This window comes from Proteiniborus sp., assembly GCF_040308045.1.
Classification (GTDB): domain Bacteria; phylum Bacillota; class Clostridia; order Tissierellales; family Proteiniboraceae; genus Proteiniborus.
Genome location: NZ_JAWRHZ010000022.1, coordinates 22464 through 41160, shown reverse-complemented (window position 1 = coordinate 41160; position 18697 = coordinate 22464). Strand labels below are relative to the sequence as shown.

Below are 18697 nucleotides of genomic sequence, written 5' to 3'. Positions count from 1 at the left end.
TATTATTTAATTATATATACTGCTATTATTGTAGTCATTATTCTGTTTAATATGTAAATAGCTGGAACACCAATATAAAATTTTTGCTTTTTAGTTTTATGATTGAAAAATACCATCCCAAATAATACTCCAATAGCTCCTCCAATAAAAGCCAATATAATTAGGGTGGCTTCTCTTACCCTCCAATCTCCCTTTTTAGCCTTTGATTTATCTATTCCTACTACTATAAAAGAAATAAGGCTAATAACAATTCTGTAAACAGCAAATGCTATCTCCATATCTGTAAAATTGCTTAAAAAATTAGTTGCTGTCATTATTCTGATTCTCCTTTTGCCTGAAGTTTATTTGCTCTTTTTTCTGTTTTATAAACTCAGATAGTAGTTCCTTTCTGTTTAACTCAGGATTCTCTAGTACAATATCTAACAAATAATTTAGCATATCTCCTATTTCTTTTCCCTGATTTATGCCTAAGTTCATTATGTCATATCCATTAATATCCAAATCCTTTACAGACATAGGCTCTTTTTGGTTTATTATCCTTGTACATTCATCTCTAAAATGCTCTAATTTTGAAAAGTCATGAGGTGGCTTAGAACCTTTTATATCTGCAACCTGAAGTCTAAAAAGTCTATCTAGATTATCTATACCAATTTTATTAATAAATTTTTTTATACTCTTTTCCCTTAAAAATTCGTATCTAGACATATGCTCATTAACTAATAGCTTTACAATGCCTATTGTTTTATTATCAAATTTTAGTCTAGTTAATATATTTTCAGCTATTTCAGCACTTTTTTTATGATGCCCATAGAAATGTCCTTTTCCATTTTCATCTACTGTAAAGCATTGAGGTTTTCCTATATCGTGAAGTAACGCAGCAAGTCTTAGATAAACATCCTTTTCTGTATTGTCTAGAACCTCCATAATATGATTAAAAACATCTTTATTGTGGTTAGGATTTTTTTGCTCAAAACCTACACAATCTAATAACTCTGGCATAATATATTCCATTAATCTAAGATTAATTAGTTTTTTTATTCCCTCTGATGGCTTATCTGTTAAAAGTATCTTTATAAATTCTTCCCTAATTCTTTCTTTGCTGATGTCTTCAAGAAGAGCCCTGTTGCTAGTCATGGCCAAAGCAGTATCTTCATCAATTTCAAAGTCAAGTTGTGCTGAAAATCTTACTCCTCTTATAATCCGTAGTGCATCTTCGTTAAAGCGTTCATCAGCATTACCAACAGTCCTTAGTATCTTTTCTTTTAAATCTTTTAATCCATTAAAGCAATCAACAAGTCCGTCAAATTCATTATATGCAAGGGCATTGATTGTGAAATCTCTCCGTTTTAAATCCTCATAAATATTACTGGTAAACTCTACTTCTCTAGGTCTTCTATGATCAATGTAGTCTTTATCTGTTCTAAAAGTTGTGACTTCAAAATTTTTGTCATTTATTACTACAGTTATGGTTCCATGCTTTATTCCTGTGGGAATGGTATAAAATTCTTTAAAAATTCTTTGTATATCCTCAGGCCTTGCATCTGTACATATGTCCCAATCAAAGGGTTCTTTTCCCAATATGATATCTCTTACACATCCTCCAACAATAAATCTAGAATAACCATTGCAATTCAATTTTTTGAATATGATTTCTACTTCTTCTGGATATGTTATTTTCATATGGTATCCTCCAGCTTTCTAAACAGTATAATTGACCTATTATGACTCCTACTGCGTTGGGGGATAACTATTGCTTTGCAAGCAACTACTCCTCCAATAGGCATTCCAAAACCTGAATGGGTATCAGACATTAAAGCTACCCACTTATGTATAAATGGAAGGTTTGAAAGATTTAATGCCTGTTGCAAACAATCCCTATCTAATTGTTCTTCATTTTCTAGCCAAATCTTAACAGATTTCAACTGCTTTTCTTTGTCATATAAAACAAACATAACCATCTCCCCTAGCAAATCTATCCTTATTTATTTTTCATTTTATACTAATTACATTTCATGTCAAATAATAAAACATGGGAATTTTATTAAATAAATATTGAAGTCCCCATGTTTACTCTTTTGACTTAAACTAAATATGTTCAGACATTTTTTTAATTGATGCTATTTCATTGTCATTAAAATAATGTTTAGGCAATATAATTGCTTGACTGCTTCCTATGTATAGATATAAACATCTTTTTGTATCCTTTACATTATATAAATCAGACCATTTGATAATACTTTTACCTGTTTCTGTTTCAATAGTTATTCCTTCGTTTGCAAAAGTATAATTTTGCGTTCTATTAAGCAGTTTATTTGAGTTATAATCTTTCCTTGCTCTAAACTTTAAAGTAATTGGTAAAATAATTATTGTTACTAATCCAATTACACTTGCTATCTGCAAAATATTATTTATTAAAGTATCTTCTTTAAATGCTAAAGTCGCTATTAGTACTACTACAAAGAGTATTGTAGCACCAATATATTTATATTTTTTTCTAAATGTATGTGCAATATAAAAACTAAATAAGTCCTTTTCTTCTAATTTGATTGATTTTTCTATATTGGTGTTCATATTTTCCTCCGTATGTTTATATAATAATTTATTATAACTTATGTATCTATAATAAATTTTCTAGGTAGTTTTTCATCCCTATCATAGCCATAGTATAACCATATACTCCGAAGCCAGTGATTTGTCCTATACATGCAGGAGCTATAACTGATTTTCTTCTATATTCTTCTCTACTATATATATTGCTAATATGCACTTCTATAGTAGGTATGTTGACAGCCTTTATTGCATCGTATATAGCTATGCTATAGTGAGTATAAGCGCCTGGATTAATTATTATTCCATTGTATTTGCCTAGGGCATTTTGTATAAAATTAATTAATTCACCTTCTATATTGCTATGTGCTATATCAATTTCTAGAGGAAGCTCCTTTGCATTTACCTCTAATTCTTGGCATAGCTTTTCATAGGAAGTATGTCCATATATGTCCTTTTCTCTAATTCCTAATAAATTTATATTAGGTCCATTTACGATGAGTATTTTCATAAGTATCATCTCCTGATTTTACTTTATTATAGACACAATGTTAGCGACAGCATCATCTATAGTTCTGTCATTTATTATCTCATAATCGCAATACTTTTTATATAGATGTATTCTCTCGTCATAAAGTTTGTACAAATTTTCTTTCCTATTTTTAAGCAAGGGTCTTTTTTCTGCATCTATATCCGAAGCTATATTTTCTATAGGTCTATTTATGAACACTACTATTCCGTTATTTTTTAATGCCTTAATATTGCCGATATTCTTCACAACTCCTCCGCCTGTAGCTACTACAAAAGGTGTTTTTGAAGCTATCTCCTTTATAGCATCAGTCTCTATACTTCTAAAAAGCTCTTCTCCACTTAGAAATAATTCTGATATACTCTTACCTGTAATTTCTTCTATGTATTCGTCGCTATCATATAATCCAATTTCAAGTTCTAGAGATAGTTTCTTTCCTATAATTGTTTTACCACTACCTGGCATTCCTATCAAGACTATATTCTGATGTGAGGTCTTCAAATCTTAGCCTCCTTAACTCTTCTAAAAAATTTCAAAAATTCGTTATGATTAAGCTCAAAAGTTCTTAATATTATTTAGAGTTCTCAAGTACTTTTCTTTGAACTTCTTTGCTTAACTCAAGTATTGTCTTATAAAATGATTCTAGCTCTTGACTTAAGCTTTTATCCTCTAGTTTTTCAATGTTTTTTCTAACTACTGCATTTTCTCTGGCTTCATCATATATAGGTATATTTTTACTGCTTTTATATTGGGCTATTCTTTTTGCAATTCCCATTCTCTTTTCAAAAAGAGCTACCAGTTCATTATCGATTTTATCTATTTCTTCTCTAAATTTTATTAGTTCATCCATAACTATCCTCTCCTACTCCATTAGTAAATCTAATATAGATAAAGCTGATACAGCTTCAACTACAGGAATTGCTCTAGGTACTATACATGGATCATGTCTGCCTTTAACTTCTATTTCGCTATTTTTCATATGCTTTATATCTACTGTTCTTTGCTTAATACCTATAGATGAAGTAGGTTTTATTGCAGTTCTAAATATAACAGGCATTCCGTTTGTTATTCCGCCTAGAATACCTCCATTGTTATTTGTATATGTCATTACTTCTCCATCTTTTATATAATATTCATCATTTGCTTGTGAACCTTTTAGTCTAGTAATTTCGAATCCCTTTCCAAACTCTACTCCTTTAACTCCTGGAATAGAAAATAGCAATTGAGACAGCTTGCTTTCTATTGAATCAAAAAAAGGTTCGCCTAATCCAGCTTGTAGATTTAGAATAGCTGTTTCAATAATTCCACCTAAAGAATCTTCCTCTAATCTAACTTTCTCGATTGATTCCATCATTTCTTTTCCCCTTTCATCATTTATAACAGGGAAATCTTTTTTTATTAAATAATCAATGACACTGTCATCAATATCTACTAAGTCAAAAATGTCATCTTGAACATGACCAATGCTTAGAATATGGCTACCAAAACAAATATTTTTTTTTATCAAAATCTGTTTTGCAATTGCGCCTGCAAAAACTAATGGTGCTGTAAGTCTACCTGAAAAGTGTCCTCCCCCTCTATAATCATAGAAGCCTTCATATTTTATATAACCTGTATAATCTGCATGTCCAGGGCGTAGGAGATTCTTGATTTTATCATAGTCTTGTGATTTCTTGTCTTTATTATAAATAATAGCACATAAAGGTGTCCCTGTTGTTCTGTTGTTAAAATAACCACTTACTATTTCAAATGAATCCTCTTCTTTTCTCTGAGATGATATTTTATTTCTTCCTGGTGCTCTTCTTTTCATTTCTTTATCTACTAGTTCAAGGTCTATCTCTAATCCCATGGGCAGTCCATTAATTACTATCCCAATACCTTTGCCATGAGATTCTCCAAAAATGGAGAGCCTTAGATTATTACCCCATATTCCGCTCATCTATAATTCCTCCCAAACTAATAAAATCCTTCCAGAATTCTGGATATGATTTATTTACTACACTACTATTTCTAATTGTTAATGGCTCTTTACATTTAGTTGAAGCAACTGCTAAAGCCATGGCTATTCTATGATCATTCCAGCTATCTACTACTCCTCCATTCAAAGCATCTACACCATTTATAATGAGTCCATCTTTAGTTTCTGCTACATCAGCACCTAATTTATTTAATTCACTTGATATTGCCTTCAGTCTATCTGATTCTTTTATTCTTAATCTTTGTGCGTTTACTATTTCTGTTTTTCCTTTGCTTAAAGCTCCAAGAACAGCTAGAATTGGCACTAAGTCTGGACATTGGGAAGCGTCAATTTTTATTCCTTTAGTCTGAGAAAAAATTGTTCTTATGTACTCACCTTCATAAATAATATTAGCTCCCATTGAAGTAACTATATTTAATATTTCTTTGTCTCCTTGAAGTGAATCATGATTTAAATCACTTAAAACAATATCACCATTTAATGAACCAGCTACTATCCAAAATGCTGCCTGTGAGAAATCCCCTTCCACTTTATAATCCACTGGAATATACTTCTGGTTTCCTGGGATATAAAATCTATTATATTTATCATTTTTAATATCAATAGAAAATCTCTCTAACATATCTATTGTTAAGTCGATATATCTACTGGACTCAAGTTCTGTTGTTAACTCTATTATAGAATCTTCTGATAGTAAGGGCAATACAAACATGAGGCCTGTAATAAATTGAGAGCTTATATTGCCTTCTATTTCAAATTTCCCAGGCTTAAGGATTCCTTCAATATTAAGGGGAAGTCTACCTTCAGTATTTGAATATTTTATTCCTTGAGTATTAAATATTTTATAATAAGAAGTCAAAGGTCTTTCTATAAGCTTACCTTTACCTATGAAAGTCATCTTTTCTCCTATCAAAGATGCCATTGGTATAAGAAATCTCAAAGTAGAGCCAGATTCTCTGCAGTCTATTGTTTCTTTTATCTTTTTTAAATAGCCTTTACCTTCTATAGTTATACTACTTCTATTAGTATCTTCATTAGTACATATGTCTATTACTTCCATCCCATAGGCTTTCATTCCTTCTAAGGTAGCTAGTATATCCTCTGAGAATACAATATTTCTAATGCGGCTGGCTCCCTTTGCTAAAGCTGCACATATAACTGCTCTATGGCTTAAACTCTTTGATGGTTGAATAATAACATTTCCTTTTAAGGTCGAGGGTATTATTTTAATGTGCTGCATTCTAAGGCTCCTTTCTTTGAATAATCTAAAAAATTACATTTCATTTTGTAAAAATAAATGTATATCTTCTTTTTTTACTTTCTTCATAAAACTATTTCCTATCTCTCTCAGTAAAACAAGATTAATATAATCATCTTCACTTTTTTTATCTAAATTTATAGCTTCTATTAGTATATCACTATCTATTTGATATAATTTGTAAGGCAATTTAAATTTAACTAAAAGCTCTTTTATTGAGTCTGCAGTACCCTTCTTGGTTATACCCATATCTTCACTTTTCTTTGTAATACAATACATTCCTATAGCCACTGCTTCGCCATGTGTAAATCTTTCATAATTAAATGCTCTTTCAATAGCGTGGCCAATAGTATGACCAAAGTTTAAAAGCATCCTCTCTCCTGATTCTTTTTCATCATACTCTACTATTTCTTTTTTTATATTGCAACATCTATATATTATCTCATGGATTATAAAATCAAAATCTGTTTCTATGTCAACTTCCATTAACTTATTGAATAAATCTATATCTTTTATACAAGCATATTTGATAACCTCTGCCATTCCATCGTATAAAAATCTTCTAGGCAAAGTCTTTAACAAACTCGGATCGATAAAGACAGCTTCTGGATGATAAAAATTCCCGATTAGATTTTTACCTCTAGGAAGATTTACAGCAACCTTACCACCAATGCTGCTATCAATTTGTGCTAACAAAGATGTAGGAATTTGAATGTATCTAATACCTCTAAGGAAGGTAGCAGCTGCAAAACCTGCTAAATCGCCTACAACTCCACCTCCAAATGCTAATATTAGGGCTTTTCTAGTTATTCCAATATCTAGTAGTTGATTGTAGACATCAGTTAGCACCTTAATAGATTTGCTATTTTCTCCTGGTTCTATAAAAATAGTATAGACATCAAATCCATAGGACTTGAGATTATCCACTAGTGCTTTAACATATAATTTTCCTACATTTTGGTCTGTAATTATAGTAATTCTTTTACTGTTATAGATTTTATTTATTTCATAGCATATATCTTTAATAATATCTTTTTTTATTAATATAGGATAAATTTTTTGAGGTAGTTTGACTTCAAGTTTATATAACATTTTAAATCTCTCCTGTTAATTGCAATTGTTTTAAAGCTTTGACAATATCTTCATCAATATAGGTCTGTGAATGTCAATTGCTTTTTCAGGGCAAAGCTCTTGGCAACAAAAACATCTAATGCACCTCTCTAGGTTTACAACTGGTTTTTTATTTACCATTTCAATAACCTTTGCAGGACAGTTATTTGCACAGTCTCTGCAACCAATGCAGTCTTTATGATTAAATACTGGTTTAGGCTGCAATAGTTTATTGGATAAGGTTCTAACAAAAGAAGGCTTATTGTCTCTGATGAAATGAACACTTCTAATACTAGGAGCTTTAAAATCATTTATCTTAAAATCCTCAATATCATCTCCAACAAGTTCTATATCTTCTAGGTTTCCATTTATTATTTTTCTTTCTACAGCTCTTAAAATAGTCGGAACCTTTAATGGGTCTATATTAACTATTGTAGTAGCTACAACATCTAAATGATAAGGTGATGTAGAGGCTAATACTACTCCTATTTCTCTTGGTTCTCCTGCAGAAGGTCCTGCTCCTTCCATGCCTACTATTCCATCCATAAGTGAAAGTATTGGATTAGCATATAAGCAAATATCTAGTAAGGCCTCAGAAAAATCTTCTATATGAGACATTTTGAAATGGTATTCTGCTTTATGCAGTCCTGGAATAATGCCGAACATATTTTTAACAGCTCCTGTAAATAGCATCATACCATGAGTTTTAAGCTTGGAAACTGATATAACCTTATCAACATTAGTTACCATTTCTGCTACTTCCATGCTTTTTAGTATTTTTCCCTTTTCATTTTTTACTTCTATAGAATTTGTATTATAGTTTAATTCTGCACCTACTTCATTTGCGATTTCTTCTATTCCACAGTATTTATATATCCCTTTAAGTATTTTTTCGTTAAAAGGACCGCCTGGACTGTCACCTATAACAACCTTTGCACCATATTCTATAAGTACTTCAGCTAATGCCTTTACAAATATAGGATGAGTTGTAGTTGCTTCCTCTGGTTTCTTTTTCATTAATAAATTTAACTTTAATAGAACAGTTTCCCCTTTATTAATATATTTCTCTATTCCTCCAAGATTATTAATACTATTAATAATGGAGTCCTTTACATTATAATAATCATAAGTTCTACATTCAGTTAATGATACAAGCTCCTTAGCCATAATTCCAACCTCCTCTAAGTATGAGAATACCATATAAGCAAGAAAAAATCACTATATAATATAGTGATCTTTTCTCCCTACCAGCTTGCACATAGTCCTATAGCCTTTGGCCCAATATGTGAGCCTATTACAGGACCAAGTTCGTCTATTGTGATTATTGCATTTTTGAATCTCTTTTCTAATTCATTTTTATACTGCTGTGCTTCACTATCATTCTGTACATGTGCAATTGATATCCTTTTTACATTATCAGGAACCATAGAAATAATAGCTTCCATAGCCTTCTTTTTACCTCTTTCCTTTCCTACAGACACCAATCTACCGTCAACCAATCCAATTACAGGTTTAATGTTAAGCAAAGTACCAATAAAAGCAGTGGTATTAGATAATCTTCCTCCACGTTTTAGATATTCTAATGTATCTACTGTTAAATTAATACTCATGTTTTCCCTCTGCTTTATTATCTCATCTTCTATTTCTTTTCTCGAGAATCCTTGCTCTGAAAGTTGAACTGCTTTTTCAACAAGTAATTTTAGATTTCCAGCAGATGTCTTGGAATCTATTACAGTTATTTTTTCTTCATCTACCATATCAGCTGCTAGTCTAGCACTATTATATGTCCCACTTAGTTCAGAAGAAATAACTATAGCTATTACTTCTTCTCCTATTTCAAGTGCTCTTTTATATGCACAGGCAAAGTCTCCTACTGCAGGTTGAGAAGTTGTTGGAAACTCCTTTGTATTTTCTAACTTTTCATAAAAATCTTTAAACTCACCTGGAAATCCTTCTTTGCTTACGTCCCCACAAAAATGTACTGAAAGAGGTACAATGCCAATATTTTTTTTAATTGAATCTTCTTTTGCAAAATATGCGGTACTATCTGTTACTATATGAATCTTTCTCATAGAATCCCTCTCCCTTATTATAGTATATATTAATAGTACCAGATACTAATACCTGGTTCAAGTTTTTTTATGAACTAAATTACATATTGTAGCTAAGTAAAATGTGTTTTCTCATTCTTTATGATATAATGTAAAAAATGAACTTTAAGGAGGAATATTGTTGAAAAAAATCTTTTATCTAGTTCTATTAATACTCTTCGTTAATTCTTCTTTTAGTTTTGCCCAAGATGAATATGATGATTCAAAAGATAGTTATTTCTTTGCAAGGGGCAAAGTAATAGAAGTATTATCTGATTTACAAGGAACTAACGAAAAAAAATCTAGTGAATTTAGTATTGATACACAAGTCATAAAGGTTAGAGTCACTAGTGGAAAATATAAGAATGGTGAGTTCATCATTGAGAACCATGTTAGTGGAAATCCTGTTTTTGATATAATTGTTAAAAAAGGTGATAGTGTATTGTTAGATATAGAAGAAGATGAAAATGGTGTTCCCACAATAGCTATTTCTGATTTCACCAGAGATAAATACTCTGCTGTACTTTTAATTATTTTTGTGGGCTTGTTAATATTAATCGGTGGAATAAAAGGAGTGAAATCTGTCATTTCCTTAACTATAACTGCAGCAGTAGTAATGAAGATTATGCTTCCTTTAATACTCAGTGGATATAATCCCATTTGGGTTGCCATATTGTCTGCTATTATCATTACCTCAATAACTTTTATCATAATTGCTGGTGTTAATATTAAGTCTTTCTCTGCTATAATTGGTACTATTGGTGGTGTTGTCACAGCAGGAATCTTAGCATATATTGTTGGCTCCTTAGTTAAATTAACTGGATTAAGTAGCGAGGAAGCAAATATGCTTATGTTTATTCCTCAACAAATCAGCTTCGATTATCGAGGACTTTTGTTTGCAGGTATAATAATCGGAACCTTGGGAGCAGTAATGGATATAGGTATGTCAATAGCTTCTGCTATGTATGAAATGAAAAAACTAAATCCTGAGATACCTCCAAGCAAATTAATTGCATCAGGTCTCAATATAGGAAAAGATGTTATGGGAACAATGTCTAATACTCTGATACTAGCTTACACAGGCAGTTCTGTTCCTCTATTACTACTTTTTATGGCCTATGAAACACCCTTGATAAAAATAATAAACTTAGATATGATAACTACAGAAATTGTTAGAGCATTAGTAGGTAGTATTGGATTAATAGTAGCTATTCCTATAACAGCTATGGCCACAGGAGTAGTTTTAAAATACAACCATGTTTTCTTGAATTTCAAGAGAAAAATGACGAAAAATAAAGAATAGGAGATAGAACAATTCTATCTCCTTGTTTTATTAAAGTCTTTCTATAATATCTGTACAGCTGAGACCTTCTTTAATATATTCCGATATATCCATATTGTCATTTACAGCCTTTCTAACTTTTGACATTCTTGATATGTCCCCAAGAAGAATACTACCAGTTAACTTATTGTCAGTTAAATAAAGCCTGTAACGATTGTCTCCATCATCATATCTCAAAACATCAGTAAAATCTTTTATATTTCCAACTGAAAAAAGAGATATATCTCCTATAGATAATGTGGTAAATGGTTGTGCCATCTTGTATTCCTTGTTATTTCCTGCCATATTAGCACCAGCTATTTTACCTTGATCATTTGCAGCTGTCCATAGCCCTAATACCATGCCATTAACCTCAGCAATATCTCCTGCAGCATATACATCTTCTATGTTGGTTCTTAAATACTTGTCGACTTTTACTCCTTTATCAAATTCAATTGATGTGTCCCTTACTAAATCAATATTTGGCCTAATTCCTGCAGAAACTAGTATAGCATCTGTTTTAATTTTTCTACCATCCTTTAGCTTTAGTCCTTCTGCCTTAGTTTCTCCTAATATTTCTTCCGCTGCAGCGTCAAAATATAAATTTAATCCATTATCATTTAATTTTTGACTAACTATATCTGCTAATTCCCTATCAAGTTGTCTTGGAAGAAGGTAAGGGAAGAATTCTACAACATTTACTTTCTTTCCTAACTCTTTTATTGCCCATGCTGCTTCAAGTCCTAGCAGCCCTCCTCCAATTACAGTAACATCTTCACAAAGTTCAAAATACTTCTTTATATGTCTTAAATCCTTTAGTGTTCTTAAAGCAAATACTCCATCTTTAAACTTTCCACCAATTGGCGGTACAAATGGCCTACTTCCATTAGCTAATAACAATTTATCATATTCAACTATTTTACCATCATCCAATTTAACTTGCTTTTTCTCTGTGTCAATTTTCTCTACTATTTTTCCTAATATAACCTCAACATTGTTTTCATCATACCAGCTTTTTTTGTTGACTAAAAGCTCGTCATCGTCAAATGATTTGCTTATGTAGTGGGAAAGCTTTACTCTATAATATGTTAAGTACTCTTCTGATGTAATGATAGTAATGTTTCCTTCTTTATCAATATTTCTTATTTCCTTTGCAGCAGATAATCCTGCTATACCGTTTCCTACAATTACGTATTTTTTAATCACAAAATCCCTCCTAAAAGATTATGATGTTCCCTAACTTCTTTTCTTATTAATACCCCTTTGTTAAACTATTAATCATGTTCACGTATTATTGTCTACAAAAAAACCACGGAAATCCGTGGTTTAGCTTTTAACTTCAGTCCATATTCTATCGTATTCTTTTATAATTTCTCCTGGATCTAGGAAGACTTCGCAATTATTTATGATGTCATCACTAGGATATGCTACTTCATTGTTTATTACCTCAGGATCAAGTAGTTTCATTGTCTCTTTATTTGTAGTTGAATACCCTATATATTCAGTATTCTTTTTTGCGATTTCTGGTCTAGTCATGAAATTAATAAACATTTCTGCTTCTTTTTTGTTCTTACTTGTACTTGGTATCACCATATTGTCAAACCAATAGTTGCTACCTTCCTTCGGCACTACATATCTTAAATCCTCATTTTCTTCCATCATATATACTGCATCTCCAGACCAAACTACTGCTAAAGCTGCTTCCTCTCCAATCATCATATCCTTTACTTCATCACCTACATAAGCTAATAATAAAGGTTTTTGCTTTATTAACTCTTCTTTTGCTTCCTCTAATTCTTTAAGGTTTCTAGTATTCATTGAATACCCTAATTTTTTTAATGCAACAGCTATAGAATCTCTTTGACTATCTAGCATCAATATTTGTCCTTCATATTTACTATCCCATAATATATCCCAGCTATCTACAGTCTCATTAACCATCTTTTGATTATATAATATACCTACAGTTCCCCACATATAAGGAACTGAGTATTCATTATTAGGATCAAAGTCTAAGTTTTTAAACCTTTCATCAATATTTGCATAATTAGGGATATTATTCATATCAAGTTTTAATAATAAATCTTCTTTAATCATTTTTTCAATCATATAATCTGAAGGGAATGCAACGTCATAATCTGTTCCACCTGATTTTATTTTCACGTACATTTCCTCATTTGTAGCAAAATCCTCATAGTTAACTTTAATATTAAACTCTTTTTCAAACTCATCTATAACTGACTCATCTATATAGTCTCCCCAATTATATACATTAAGTACAGTCTGATTTTCATTGCTACATCCAGTGCTAACTAAAACTACAGTTAATATCATTATTGATAATAACATTTTCAAACTTTTTTTCACGCCACATCATCCTTTCCTTTAATTTCTAATGAACTTCTCCTATTTATTAATAAAAGAAGAATCAAGACACTTAAAAACATAAGAGTTGAAAGGGCATTTATTTTAGGATTTATTCCCCGTCTTGCCATTGAGAATATTTTTATGGATAAATTTTGCACTCCCGAACCAGTAGTGAAGAAGCTAATAACAAAGTCATCTATTGACATAGTAAAAGCAATTAAGGCGCCAGAAATAATTCCTGGCATTATTTCCGGTAATACTACCTTTCTAAAAGCATAAAAAGGAGTTGCTCCTAAATCCATTGCTGCTTCAGCTAAGTGTTTGTTTAACTGCCTTAGCTTGGGCAATACAGATAATACTACATAAGGAATATTAAAGGTAATATGAGCTAATAACATAGTAACAAATCCCATCTGCTTGCCAACAAATATAAAAAGTGACATTAATGCAACTCCTGTTACAATATCAGGATTTATTACGGGAATATAATTAAGATTCAACAATATCTTTTTCTTCAAATGTCCTGCATTGTGAATTCCAATGGCTGCTAAGGTGCCTATTACTGTTGCAATTGCTGATGAAAAAAAAGCAACTAAAACTGTATAATATAATGCCTTCATTATCTGACTATCTTTAAACAATTCTGCATACCATTTTAGTGTAAAACCATCCCAATTTCCTCTTGACTTAGAATTGTTAAAAGAATATATTATCAAAACTATAATGGGGGCATAAAGGAATAAATATAGCAAAAAAGCATAAAATCTTTTTATCCATTTTTCTACCATATTCTCCCCCCCTCTTTATCTTTATCGAATTTTTCCATGAAGGCCATGGCAATAAGTATCATAATCATCATTATAATTGATATAGCAGAACCGAAATGCCAATCATATACTGTTAGGAACTGTTGCTCTATTAGATTTCCTATAAGCATATATCGGTTCCCACCTAATAATCTTGAAATAACAAATGTACTTACTGCAGGCATAAATACCATAGTTATGCCTGAAACTACCCCAGGTATGCTTAAAGGAAAAATTACCTTTCTAAAAATGGTTACTCTATTGGCTCCTAAATCTTCTGCAGCCTCAATAATACTTTTATCAATCTTGCTAAGTACTGTATATATTGGAAGCACCATGAACGGTAAGAAGTTGTAGACCATACCCAGAATAACTGCTCCATTGTTGTACAGTAAATTCAATGTAGGTAGCCCTAAAAAACCTAAAAATCTATTTATTAGTCCTTGTTTTCCTAAAAGTGTCATCCATGCATATGTTCTCAATAAAAAATTCATCCACATAGGTAATATAAACAATAGTACCAAAATGTTTCTTTTCTTTGCTTCCATACCAGATAATATCATGGCCATAGGATAACCTAAGATAAAGCAAATCATTGTAGATACTAAAGCAAGCCCTGCTGAACGACCTAGTACATTTATATAATTAGGTTGGAAAAATCTTCTGAAATTATCTAGTGTAAATTTCATTTCTTTTATGTTCTCTACATTACCTTCTGTAAGACTAAAAAGTAGTACCAATAATAGAGGTAATACTGTAAACAAAATTATCCATATTAAGAATGGGAAAGTTGCTATACTCTTTTTCATATTTAAGCCACCTTTTTCATAATATGAATGCTCTCAGGTTCGAAAACCATGCCAATATTAGTGCCTACAGGTTCCATTACTGTACTGTGTATCATCCATTCTCTTTCTTTTTCTTGCACCATCATTTCATAGTGAACTCCCTTAAATGTAACAGATGTCACCATTCCAGTAAGCATTCCCTCTTCTTTAGGCACAACCTTTATGTCTTCAGGCCTAATTACAATATCTACAGGAGTGTTTTCTCCAAATCCTTTATCAACACAAATAAATCTTGTATCAGCAAAATCCACTAATAAGTCCTTAATCATAGTTCCTTCTATAATATTGCTTTCTCCTATGAAGTCTGCAACAAAGGCATTCTTAGGCTCGTTATATATATCTTCAGGTGTACCAATTTGCTGAATCTCACCTTTATCCATAACTATAATAGTATCTGACATGGTTAATGCTTCTTCTTGATCATGAGTTACATATATAAATGTAATCCCCACTCTTTTTTGCATATCTTTCAATTCAATCTGCATTTCTTTTCTTAGTTTCAAATCTAATGCACCTAGTGGTTCATCTAATAATAGCACCTTTGGTTCATTTACTAGTGCTCTTGCAATAGCAATTCTCTGTTGCTGACCACCACTTAATGAATCAACATCTCTTTTTTCATATCCACTTAAATTAACTAGTTTAAGAATTCTTTTTACTCTATCTTTTATTTCACTATCTGGGACTTTCTTGATTTTAAGTCCAAAAGCAATATTTTCGAACACATTCATGTGAGGAAATAATGCATACTTTTGAAATACAGTGTTTATTTGCCTTCTAAATGGAGGAACATCATTTATTCGCTTACCTTCAAACATTATGTCTCCTTTTGTGGGTTGTTCAAACCCGCCTATTATTCTTAATGTAGTGGTTTTACCACATCCACTTGGTCCAAGAAGCGTTAAAAATTCATTCTTCCTAATATAGAGATTAATATTTCTTAGTACATCTACTCCATCATATTCTTTTGAGATATTTTTCAAATCAATAATAATATTATTCTCCAATTGAATCCCCCCTAGTTCCTAGAAATTTGGTGGTGTACTCACCCACAGTACCTTTGCTTTTGTTTTTCCAATATTTTTTATATAATGGTTGGCATAAGCTTTAAAATAAAAGCTTTCTCCTTTTTTCGCTTTATATTTTTCATTTCCAATGTGTACAGAAATTGTTCCAGATAAAACATATCCAAATTCTTCACCCTCATGCGGATAATCTTCCTTAGAGCTTCCATCTGGATCTATTTCTAAAAGAATAGGTTCCATTTGATTCTTTTGTGCATTTGGAATTAACCAGTTTAAGGTGTACTTATATTCTTCATTTTCAGTAACAAATACATCTTCTTTTGAAAAAACTATTTTTTCATCTTCTATTTCATTAAAAAAGTCTCTTAGATTTGTTCCTAGGCCTTCTAATATATCCATCAATGTAGCTATTGATGGGGATGTAAGATCTCTTTCAAGTTGAGAAATAAACCCTTTTGTGAGTTCACATCGGTTTGCTAACTCTTCTTGAGTAAGAGAATTCTTAACCCTTAATCGCCTAATCTTTTCACCTATTTTCATGGAAAATCCCCCTCATTAAATTAGCTCTTTATTAAACTTTTTGTTTATAATTACTAAACTAATCTGCTAACTAGTATATTATAATCAAAAGATATTTGAAAAGTCAATAGAAATATAAAAATATTTTTTTGCCTTTAAGACGTAAAGTATCTGATTCTTTCTTAATAAAAAAAAGAGTTTCTTAATAGAAACTCGATAGATATAGATAAAATATTTTTTATCTCATGATTTTGTATTTATTCTTCTGTTAGATAAACATTCCTTACAAAGTCCGTAAATCTCAAATTTATGTGATTCCGGCAAGAAACCTCTTTTTTCGAATACAGCCATATCAATTTTCTCGAATGGACAAGTATTTAGTGCTTCAACTCTTCCACATTTCTTACATATCATACTATGTTTATGATCGGCTTCACAGATAATTTGATAAGAGCTTTTTCCATTTTCTAAGTTTATCTTTCTTACTACACCTATATTAAGAAAGATTTCAAGGTTTCTGTATATAGTTGAGAAATTAATATCTTTATTAATTTTAAGAACTTTTTCAAATAATGTAGATGGTTCTAATAAATAATCCTTATTTTCCATAAGTACTTTTAATATGATTTTCCTATGGTCTGTAAGCTTATATCCCTTTTCTAGTATTTTTTCGTATATACTATGTAATTTATCCATTATTAACATCTCCATCTAAGGTATTTGTTGCCCTTTTTATATATCGTAAATACACGCTTTTAATAATGATAACTACAAATAATATAAATAACGATACTGTTACTATTGCTCCACCTGGTGCCACGTCTATATAAAAAGACACTATTAATCCAATTATAACTGATAACATCCCAAAAATATTAGTATATATAAAAGCTTTTTTGAAACTTTTTGCTATTTGAATACTCGTAGCTACAGGAACTGTCATCATCGATGAAACTAATAATATACCAACTATTCTCATAGATAAAGTTATAGTAATTGCCACAAGCATTGCAAATAAAATATTTAATTTTTTTATTGGGATGCCTCTTAACTGTGCATCAGTTTCATCAAAAGTCATATAGAATAATGCTCTAAAAAACACAAGTATTACTGCGATTATAATAGTGCCTAATATTATAGCAATTTTCAAATCTTCTTCTGTAACTAAAGATAAGCTACCAAACATGTAATTCATAATACCTATAGTTTTGTTTTTTCCTATACTAATCAGCAAACTAGCTGTTCCTATTCCTGCTGCCATAACTATAGCAAGAGAAAGCTCTGCATATTCCTTGTACTCTTCTCGTAGCTTTTCAACTACAAATGACGCTACCAGTGTAGTAATTATAGCTGTATATACAGGATATATATTACTAATCATTCCTATGGCTACTCCACCTAAGGCGGTGTGAGAAAGGGTATCCCCTACCATTGAAAGTCTACGCAACACTAAAAAAAGTCCCATACTGGAACATATCAGAGATATGATTATACCAATAAAAAATGCTCTTTGCATAAAAGGATATGAAAACACACTCATTTTTGTTCTCTCCTCACTGTAAACTCTTTTCAAGCTTAAATAAAAGTGTTATATGATACTTTATTAATTTCGAATTCAATTTTTCAAGTCATCAATATTGACTTTTCCACTATCTAAATGAAAAATTCTATTTACTTTATGTTGTAAAGTACTGATGTCATGTGTAACTATAACTATGGTTATACCATAATAATTATTTAATTTATCTATCAAATCAAAAAAAACATCCTGAGATTCAGAATCTACCCCTATCAATGGTTCATCCATAAATATAATTTCAGGATTATTCACAAGAAGTCTTGCTAAAAAAACTCTCTGCTGTTGGCCTCCAGATAGATTCCCTATGAGTCTATCTTTGAATCCCAGCATATCAACAGCTTCTAGTGCAGACAAAGTATTTTTACTAATCTTTTTATTTAATTTTTTTAATATACTCATTTGTGAATACTGACTACTACCAACTATTTCTTCTACAGTTGCTGGAAATCTCGTATTAAAGTTTCTTGCATTTTGAGGCAAATATCCAATTTTGTTCCAATCTTTAAAGCTCTCTATGCTACTGTCATATATTTTTATTCTACCACCATTAGGCTTTAAAAAACCCATTATTAATTTTAGGAGTGTACTTTTAGCAGAACCATTAGCTCCTACTATTGCAATATAATCCTTTCTATAAATTCTAAAGCTTATATTATTAAGAAGTAGTTTTTTTTCATATCCAAAACTAAGATTATCTACTTTTACTATTGCTTCACTCAT

General features: G+C 30.9%; 22 protein-coding genes. 1 reads left to right on the top strand and 21 read right to left on the bottom strand.

Translation table 11 applies throughout. The features are described from left to right. Nucleotides 1-2: 2 nt before the first annotated feature. The 12 genes from ABV008_RS03515 to ABV008_RS03460 all read right to left on the bottom strand — a co-directional run bounded on the left by ABV008_RS03515 (nt 3) and on the right by ABV008_RS03460 (nt 9494). The gene (locus tag ABV008_RS03515; protein ID WP_352418432.1) at nt 3-314 is read right to left on the bottom strand and encodes a DUF1294 domain-containing protein; all 312 of its coding nucleotides are present in this window, start codon (nt 312-314) and stop codon (nt 3-5) included. Further along, on the bottom strand, nt 301-1680 hold the full coding sequence (locus ABV008_RS03510) for a CCA tRNA nucleotidyltransferase (protein WP_352418431.1): 1380 nt from the start codon (nt 1678-1680) through the stop codon (nt 301-303). The genes ABV008_RS03515 and ABV008_RS03510 overlap by 14 nt, the downstream gene beginning before the upstream one ends. Next, nucleotides 1677-1952, bottom strand: coding sequence for an RtcB family protein (locus ABV008_RS03505; protein WP_352418430.1), 276 nt, complete (start codon nt 1950-1952; stop codon nt 1677-1679). The genes ABV008_RS03510 and ABV008_RS03505 overlap by 4 nt, the downstream gene beginning before the upstream one ends. 133 nt (nt 1953-2085) lie before the next feature. Beyond that, entirely contained in the window at nt 2086-2571 is a 486-nt protein-coding gene (locus ABV008_RS03500) for a YcxB family protein (protein WP_352418429.1), read from the bottom strand. 46 nt (nt 2572-2617) lie between these two features. Further along, a complete protein-coding gene (gene aroQ, locus ABV008_RS03495) occupies nt 2618-3058 on the bottom strand; it encodes a type II 3-dehydroquinate dehydratase (protein ID WP_352418428.1) in 441 nt (146 codons plus the stop codon). Between the two features lie 18 nt (nt 3059-3076). Beyond that, nucleotides 3077-3577 (bottom strand): shikimate kinase, encoded by a 501-nt coding sequence (locus tag ABV008_RS03490; RefSeq protein WP_352418427.1) that lies wholly within the window; start codon nt 3575-3577, stop codon nt 3077-3079. A gap of 70 nt (nt 3578-3647) precedes the next feature. After that, entirely contained in the window at nt 3648-3926 is a 279-nt protein-coding gene (locus ABV008_RS03485) for a chorismate mutase (RefSeq protein ID WP_352418426.1), read from the bottom strand. Between the two features lie 12 nt (nt 3927-3938). Further along, nucleotides 3939-5015 carry a chorismate synthase gene (gene aroC, locus ABV008_RS03480; RefSeq protein ID WP_352418425.1) on the bottom strand — a complete coding sequence of 359 codons (1077 nt, stop codon included), beginning with the start codon at nt 5013-5015 and terminating at the stop codon, nt 3939-3941. After that, nucleotides 4996-6294, bottom strand: a complete 1299-nt coding sequence (aroA, locus tag ABV008_RS03475; RefSeq protein ID WP_352418424.1) for a 3-phosphoshikimate 1-carboxyvinyltransferase — start codon at nt 6292-6294, stop codon at nt 4996-4998. Before aroA ends, aroC begins: the two co-directional genes overlap by 20 nt. 33 nt (nt 6295-6327) lie before the next feature. Next, entirely contained in the window at nt 6328-7404 is a 1077-nt protein-coding gene (aroB, locus tag ABV008_RS03470; RefSeq protein WP_352418423.1) for a 3-dehydroquinate synthase, read from the bottom strand. Between the two features lie 30 nt (nt 7405-7434). Then, a complete protein-coding gene (locus ABV008_RS03465; RefSeq protein ID WP_352418422.1) occupies nt 7435-8589 on the bottom strand; it encodes a DUF362 domain-containing protein in 1155 nt (384 codons plus the stop codon). Between the two features lie 77 nt (nt 8590-8666). Beyond that, a complete protein-coding gene (locus ABV008_RS03460) occupies nt 8667-9494 on the bottom strand; it encodes a DegV family protein (protein WP_352418421.1) in 828 nt (275 codons plus the stop codon). Between the two features lie 160 nt (nt 9495-9654). Between ABV008_RS03460 and ABV008_RS03455 the strand changes: the two genes are divergently transcribed. Then, the gene (locus ABV008_RS03455; protein WP_352418420.1) at nt 9655-10815 is read left to right on the top strand and encodes a YibE/F family protein; all 1161 of its coding nucleotides are present in this window, start codon (nt 9655-9657) and stop codon (nt 10813-10815) included. A 30-nt stretch (nt 10816-10845) separates the two neighbouring features. Here the strand turns inward: ABV008_RS03455 and ABV008_RS03450 are convergent, their stop codons facing one another. From ABV008_RS03450 to ABV008_RS03410, 9 genes are all read right to left on the bottom strand, one after another. Next, nucleotides 10846-12039, bottom strand: coding sequence for an NAD(P)/FAD-dependent oxidoreductase (locus ABV008_RS03450; protein ID WP_352418419.1), 1194 nt, complete (start codon nt 12037-12039; stop codon nt 10846-10848). Nucleotides 12040-12159: 120 nt separating this feature from the next. Beyond that, entirely contained in the window at nt 12160-13200 is a 1041-nt protein-coding gene (locus ABV008_RS03445; protein WP_352418418.1) for an ABC transporter substrate-binding protein, read from the bottom strand. Beyond that, a complete protein-coding gene (locus ABV008_RS03440; RefSeq protein WP_352418417.1) occupies nt 13197-13988 on the bottom strand; it encodes an ABC transporter permease in 792 nt (263 codons plus the stop codon). Before ABV008_RS03440 ends, ABV008_RS03445 begins: the two co-directional genes overlap by 4 nt. Further along, nucleotides 13982-14815 carry an ABC transporter permease gene (locus tag ABV008_RS03435; RefSeq protein WP_352418416.1) on the bottom strand — a complete coding sequence of 278 codons (834 nt, stop codon included), beginning with the start codon at nt 14813-14815 and terminating at the stop codon, nt 13982-13984. The genes ABV008_RS03440 and ABV008_RS03435 overlap by 7 nt, the downstream gene beginning before the upstream one ends. Nucleotides 14816-14817: 2 nt before the next feature. Next, nucleotides 14818-15861 carry a spermidine/putrescine ABC transporter ATP-binding protein gene (gene potA / locus ABV008_RS03430; protein WP_352418415.1) on the bottom strand — a complete coding sequence of 348 codons (1044 nt, stop codon included), beginning with the start codon at nt 15859-15861 and terminating at the stop codon, nt 14818-14820. 18 nt (nt 15862-15879) lie between these two features. Then, on the bottom strand, nt 15880-16419 hold the full coding sequence (locus ABV008_RS03425; RefSeq protein WP_352418414.1) for a helix-turn-helix domain-containing protein: 540 nt from the start codon (nt 16417-16419) through the stop codon (nt 15880-15882). 222 nt (nt 16420-16641) lie between these two features. Further along, a complete protein-coding gene (locus ABV008_RS03420; protein ID WP_352418413.1) occupies nt 16642-17094 on the bottom strand; it encodes a Fur family transcriptional regulator in 453 nt (150 codons plus the stop codon). Further along, nucleotides 17087-17914, bottom strand: coding sequence for a metal ABC transporter permease (locus tag ABV008_RS03415; protein ID WP_352418412.1), 828 nt, complete (start codon nt 17912-17914; stop codon nt 17087-17089). The genes ABV008_RS03420 and ABV008_RS03415 overlap by 8 nt, the downstream gene beginning before the upstream one ends. Nucleotides 17915-18013: 99 nt before the next feature. Continuing rightward, on the bottom strand, nt 18014-18697 hold the full coding sequence (locus ABV008_RS03410; protein WP_352418411.1) for a metal ABC transporter ATP-binding protein: 684 nt from the start codon (nt 18695-18697) through the stop codon (nt 18014-18016).

Coding starts and splice junctions, on each gene's coding strand:
- ABV008_RS03515 (WP_352418432.1), bottom strand. CDS start 314: ATGACAGCAACTAATTTTTTAAGCAATTTTACAGATATGGAGATAGCA.
- ABV008_RS03510 (WP_352418431.1), bottom strand. CDS start 1,680: ATGAAAATAACATATCCAGAAGAAGTAGAAATCATATTCAAAAAATTG.
- ABV008_RS03505 (WP_352418430.1), bottom strand. CDS start 1,952: ATGTTTGTTTTATATGACAAAGAAAAGCAGTTGAAATCTGTTAAGATT.
- ABV008_RS03500 (WP_352418429.1), bottom strand. CDS start 2,571: ATGAACACCAATATAGAAAAATCAATCAAATTAGAAGAAAAGGACTTA.
- aroQ (WP_352418428.1), bottom strand. CDS start 3,058: ATGAAAATACTCATCGTAAATGGACCTAATATAAATTTATTAGGAATT.
- ABV008_RS03485 (WP_352418426.1), bottom strand. CDS start 3,926: ATGGATGAACTAATAAAATTTAGAGAAGAAATAGATAAAATCGATAAT.
- aroC (WP_352418425.1), bottom strand. CDS start 5,015: ATGAGCGGAATATGGGGTAATAATCTAAGGCTCTCCATTTTTGGAGAA.
- aroA (WP_352418424.1), bottom strand. CDS start 6,294: ATGCAGCACATTAAAATAATACCCTCGACCTTAAAAGGAAATGTTATT.
- aroB (WP_352418423.1), bottom strand. CDS start 7,404: ATGTTATATAAACTTGAAGTCAAACTACCTCAAAAAATTTATCCTATA.
- ABV008_RS03465 (WP_352418422.1), bottom strand. CDS start 8,589: ATGGCTAAGGAGCTTGTATCATTAACTGAATGTAGAACTTATGATTAT.
- ABV008_RS03460 (WP_352418421.1), bottom strand. CDS start 9,494: ATGAGAAAGATTCATATAGTAACAGATAGTACCGCATATTTTGCAAAA.
- ABV008_RS03440 (WP_352418417.1), bottom strand. CDS start 13,988: ATGGTAGAAAAATGGATAAAAAGATTTTATGCTTTTTTGCTATATTTA.
- ABV008_RS03435 (WP_352418416.1), bottom strand. CDS start 14,815: ATGAAAAAGAGTATAGCAACTTTCCCATTCTTAATATGGATAATTTTG.
- ABV008_RS03425 (WP_352418414.1), bottom strand. CDS start 16,419: ATGAAAATAGGTGAAAAGATTAGGCGATTAAGGGTTAAGAATTCTCTT.
- ABV008_RS03420 (WP_352418413.1), bottom strand. CDS start 17,094: ATGGATAAATTACATAGTATATACGAAAAAATACTAGAAAAGGGATAT.
- ABV008_RS03415 (WP_352418412.1), bottom strand. CDS start 17,914: ATGCAAAGAGCATTTTTTATTGGTATAATCATATCTCTGATATGTTCC.
- ABV008_RS03410 (WP_352418411.1), bottom strand. CDS start 18,697: ATGAGTGAAGCAATAGTAAAAGTAGATAATCTTAGTTTTGGATATGAA.